Source organism: Vibrio sp. 1249-1 (assembly GCF_033340495.1).
Map to the genome: position 1 here is coordinate 1 of NZ_JAWOWJ010000087.1, position 1195 is coordinate 1195.

Genomic DNA, 1195 nt, shown 5'->3' on the forward strand with positions numbered 1-1195 from the left:
GTCATTACACGCCACTCGCACAAAGCGGATGAATACCTCGACGTGCTTGAACACGAAATTCGTCAACGTGCTGCATTGCTCGTTGGTCGCACCGTGACGCAATTGCATTTTGGTGGTGGTACACCGACGTTTCTATCTGAAAAGCAAATCACTCGCGTGATGAACTTGCTACGCCAAGAATTTACATTCAGTGATGACGCAGAAATCAGCATTGAAGTAGACCCGCGTGAAATTCAGATCACCATGTTGGATCATCTTCGCAGTGAAGGCTTCAACCGCTTGAGCATCGGCGTTCAGGACTTCAACAAAGAAGTGCAAAAATTGGTTAACCGTGAGCAAGATGAAGAATTCATCTTTGCGATGGTGGCACGTGCGAAAGAGTTGGGTTTCCGTTCGACCAACCTCGATTTGATCTACGGTTTGCCGAAGCAGACCAAAGCATCTTTTGCGAAGACGTTAGAACAAGTGCTGGAAATGCAGCCGGGTCGTCTGTCGGTCTTTAACTACGCACACATGCCGCAATTGTTTGCTGCGCCGCGTAAGATCAAAGCCGAAGATTTGCCAAAAGCAGAAGAGAAAATGGCAATTCTCCAAGACACGATCGCAACTTTGACGGGTGCTGGCTACCAGTTCATCGGCATGGACCATTTTGCGATGCCTGACGACGAACTCGCCGTTGCGCAGCGCGAAGGTGTATTGCATCGCAACTTCCAAGGCTACACCACTCAAGGTGAATGTGATTTGGTGGGCTTTGGTGTTTCTGCCATTTCAATGATTGGTGATGCGTACGCGCAAAACCAAAAAGAGCTCAAGAAGTACTACGCTCAAGTAAATGACCTTCGCCACGCATTGTGGAAAGGTGTCTCACTCGATTCGGATGACTTGCTCCGTCGTGAAGTCATTAAGCAGCTGATTTGTAACTTTAAGCTTGATAAAAAAGCGATCGAATCTGAATTCAGAGTGAAATTTGATCAGTACTTCAAAGAAGACCTGCAATTGCTGCAAACGTTCATCAATGATGAGTTGGTGGAAGTGGATGACAATGAAATTCGAGTAACACTGCGTGGTCGCCTGCTTATTCGTAACATCTGTATGAGCTTCGATAAATATCTGCGAGCAAAAGCGCGTCAGCAGCAATTCTCTCGCGTGATTTGATCATCGCTTGCCGATTCCAAATACAAAAAATGCCAGCAAA

At 46.7% G+C, this 1195-nt stretch carries 1 protein-coding gene; it reads left to right on the forward strand.

Annotated elements, in window-relative coordinates:
• Positions 1-1155 (forward strand): oxygen-independent coproporphyrinogen III oxidase (gene hemN, locus R7Z50_RS24435; protein ID WP_318149339.1); only part of this gene is annotated, 1155 nt, incomplete at its 5' end.
• Between the last annotated feature and the right edge of the window lie 40 nt (positions 1156-1195).